Source organism: Pigmentiphaga sp. (genome assembly GCF_019689535.1).
Taxonomy (GTDB): Bacteria; Pseudomonadota; Gammaproteobacteria; order Burkholderiales; family Burkholderiaceae_B; genus Pigmentiphaga.
The window spans coordinates 1-3,467 of record NZ_JADGHH010000282.1 but is presented as its reverse complement, the minus strand read 5'-3'; the positions used below and the strand labels follow the sequence as shown (position 1 = coordinate 3,467).

Sequence of the window (3,467 nt, the reverse complement as noted above, 5' to 3'; positions counted from 1 at the left end):
CCAAAAAAACGCTCAATTCCTGTTCATCCCTGCCGTAAACCCATACACGCCTGCCTGTGTGGGGGGAGAGCGTGCACTCGAAACGACCGGCGCGCAGCCGGCAACAACGGTTTGGGGTAAAGGAATGGGAGTTTCTTTGGGCTTGAGCCAGCGTTCGCTGGCTAAGCAGGTCTTGGTCTTGGCGCTGTCCGTGAGCGCCTTGGTGTCGGTGCTGGTCTCCGCGGTGGTGGCCTGGCAAGGCCTGCGCGCCGGCCGGCTCGCGGTCGAGCGCGAAATGACCGACGCCCTCGGCTCCATCAACGCGAGCCTGGTCTCCACCTTTACCTCGTCGCGAGACCGCGTCGAACGGCAGTTGCTGGTGTTCCAGCGGATGCTCGGCGAACTACCCTCGCCCGACGGCACCCTTACCGAGACTGGCGTGGCCGGCGAAATCATGACCGTGCGCGCCGGCGAAACCGTCCTCAACGGCAATTCCGCCATCCTGCAGCGCATGCGCAGCTATACCGGTGCCGAGCCCGAGCTCGTGGTGCGCCACAACAACCGCTGGATACGCGCCGCCACGCTGCAGCGCAACCCGGACGGCGTTCCTCTCACAGGCCATCCCGTTCCGGCAAACGATTTCGTTGCCACCACCATGGATTCCGAGCAGTCCGCCACCGACATCGTTTATCGCAACGGCCGCTGGTACGCGCTCCACGTCCGTCCCCTCAAGGACGACAACGGAAAAATCTTCGGTGGCCTGACCTTGCAGGTCGATTTGACCGACGACGTGGCCGGCGTCCTCGACTTCATCGAAAAAACCACCGTTGCCGGCCATGGCCGGATGTTCGCGATGACGCCCAAGGTGAATGGCACGTCCGAATTCCTGGTGCATCCGCTGTACAAGGGAGAAACCGTCGAGGAAACGCCCGAGGAAGATCGCCCGTTTTATTACAAGCTGGTGGACGAGGGCCAGGGGGTACTGGACGTCAAGCGGTCCACCGACGAGTCCGAGATGATGGTCGCGTTCCAGACCGTGCCGAACTGGGGCTGGACCCTGGTAGCGGTCGGGCCCAAGTCCGATTTCATGGCGGCGCAGTATCGCCAGATACTCCTCATGGTCGGGGCACTCTTGCTCGGCGGGGCGGTCATCGGCTTGCTCATTTATTTCCAGATGTCGGCCGCGCTTCGTCCCGTGCGCGACATGGTCGCCGGCATCGTCCGGCTCGGGGACGGCGACCTCACGCGCGACGTGCCTGCCGGCCCGCCGGGCTCCCGCAACGAGGTCCACATCACGGCCGACCGCATCAACGCGACGCGTGCCCGCATCGCCCAGCTCGCCCAGCAGATGAGCGCCGCCGGGTCGGAAGTCTCGGCCGCCACCACGCAGACGGTGCAGGCCCTGAACCAGATCGGCAAGGCAACCGAGGTGCAGTCCGAGGCGGCAAGCGGTGTGGCCGCTGCGGTCGAGGAGCTGACGGTCTCCATCTCGCAGATCGCCGACAATACCCGCGAAGCCAACAACTTCTCCAAGGCGTCGAGCTCGGCCGCAGACGAAGGCGCCGCCGTGGTCACGCAGACCGTCTCGGAAATCGAGAAGATGGCCTCGCAGGTGGCCAGCTCGGCCGAGGTGGTGCAGGAGCTCGAGGCGTCGTCGCGCCAGATTTCTGCCGTGGTCAAGACGATCCAAGAGATTGCCGAGCAGACCAACCTCCTGGCGCTGAACGCGGCCATCGAGGCAGCCCGCGCCGGCGAAGAAGGGCGCGGCTTCTCGGTGGTGGCCGACGAGGTGCGGGGCCTGGCGGAGCGCACGAAAGCCTCCACTTCCCAGATCGCCGAAGTCATCGCCGCGGTGCAGAAGCAGACTGCGCTGGCGGCCGAAGCCATGCGCCAGGTCAACGCCGACATGCAGCGTTCGGCCGAAGGCGCCCGCCAGGCAGGCGACGTGCTGGCGCGCATCCGCGAGGCGGCCGGCCGCACCGCGGAGGTCATTGCCGACATTTCCAGCGCCGCGATGGAGCAGAAATCCGCCTCCGAACAGATCGCCAGCCGCGTCGAACAGATCGCGCAGTACTCGGAAGAGTCCGCGGCGGCGGTCCAGCAGTCGCTGGCCTCGGCAGAGTCCTTGCAGAACCAGGCGCGCATCCTGGAAGAAACCATACGTACCCTGCGTACCTAAGGGGGGGAAGGCGCAAGGGCAGCTCCCGTTTTTCGGTCCGGCGCAACATGCCGATACAATTCCCGGCGGCGTTCCGCTAGATGCCGGCAGGCGCGAAGGGGCGGAGCGCCTATAGTTGCGGGGGGAAAATGGGAGTATCGGATGAACGCGTCCAGGCCATCGCCGAGGGTTTCCAGGGGGCGGGCCTGGTCGGAAAGGGCTGGTATGCCGCGCTGGATGCCCTGGCGCAGGCCACGGGATCGCAAAGCGGTGAATTGATCGGCGTCGGGTCGGATGCGGCCGTGCCGTTCAATATCATGACCAACGTGGATGCCGATTTCAAAGACGAGTTCGTGGCGAGCGGGGGCGGCGACCCGGCGCGGAATCCCTTCGTTCGTGCAGGCATGGCCGCGCCCGTGCTGGAGGTGCTGGCGGACTACGACTGCATGACCCCCGACGATTACAAGCGCAACACCTGGTACCAGGAGTTCGCGCTGAAGCGCGACGTTCCCCACGCTTGCCTGTGTACAGTCGCACGGCAGCCCGGCATGGTGATCGGGCTGGCCGTCGTTCGCAACCGGCGGGAAGGGCCGGTGACGCCTGAGCAGCGCGCCGTGTTTGCCGCCGTGGCGCCCCACGTGCGCGCGGCGGTCCAGACCCAGATCGCGCTCGAGAACAACGGCGAGAGCATCCTGAAAGCTGCCTTCGACGGGCTTTCCATGGGCGTGTTCGTCTGCGACCGCCACGGCCGCGTCCGGACGATGACCCCGGCGGCGGAAACCCTGGTGAGGCCGGGCGGCCTGCTCGGATTGCGGGATGGCGTACTGTATGCGAGCCGGGGAGACGGCGGCAGGGTGCTTTCCGATGCCATCGCCGCGGCCGCCCGGAGTGTTTCCGGCCTCGGCACGCCCGCCATGTCTACTATCGTCCTGAAAGACGCCTCGGCGGGCTCGGCCATGGTGCTGGAGGTGATCCGCGTGGTGAACGCCGAGCACGAATTTTCTTTCGATCCGCGGGTGCTGGTCGTGGCGCGCGGGCTGGACGACAATGGATCGGGACGCCTTGCCAGGGTAGCGCGCAAGGCTTATGGGCTGACGGAAGCGGAAGCGGACGTGGCCGTCCGTATTTCCTTGGGCGAGACGCCCACCGAAATTGCCGAGGCTCGCCAATCGGCGCTCGGCACCGTCCGGATGCAGCTCAAGGCCGCGATGAGCAAGCTCGGCGTGCGCAGGCAGGCCGAGCTTGTAGGAAAGTTGGCCCGGCTGTAAGGCCGGGCCCGGTAAAGCAGGAAACGGGAACGGCGCGCCGGCGCCCGCAGGGCGAGGGCCGG

General features: G+C 66.4%; 2 protein-coding genes. Both read left to right on the top strand.

Going from position 1 to position 3,467, the window contains the following annotated elements:
• The first annotated feature begins 124 nt into the window (after positions 1–124).
• The gene (locus IRZ12_RS16655; protein ID WP_296470917.1) at positions 125–2,158 is read left to right on the top strand and encodes a methyl-accepting chemotaxis protein; all 2,034 of its coding nucleotides are present in this window, start codon (positions 125–127) and stop codon (positions 2,156–2,158) included.
• A 128-nt stretch (positions 2,159–2,286) separates the two neighbouring features.
• Entirely contained in the window at positions 2,287–3,405 is a 1,119-nt protein-coding gene (locus tag IRZ12_RS16650) for a helix-turn-helix transcriptional regulator (protein ID WP_296470914.1), read from the top strand.
• The last annotated feature ends 62 nt before the right edge of the window (positions 3,406–3,467 follow it).

What these genes read in the sequence shown, in the direction of transcription:
- IRZ12_RS16655 (WP_296470917.1), top strand. Translation starts at nt 125, where the DNA reads ATGGGAGTTTCTTTGGGCTTGAGCCAGCGTTCGCTGGCTAAGCAGGTC.
- IRZ12_RS16650 (WP_296470914.1), top strand. Translation starts at nt 2,287, where the DNA reads ATGGGAGTATCGGATGAACGCGTCCAGGCCATCGCCGAGGGTTTCCAG.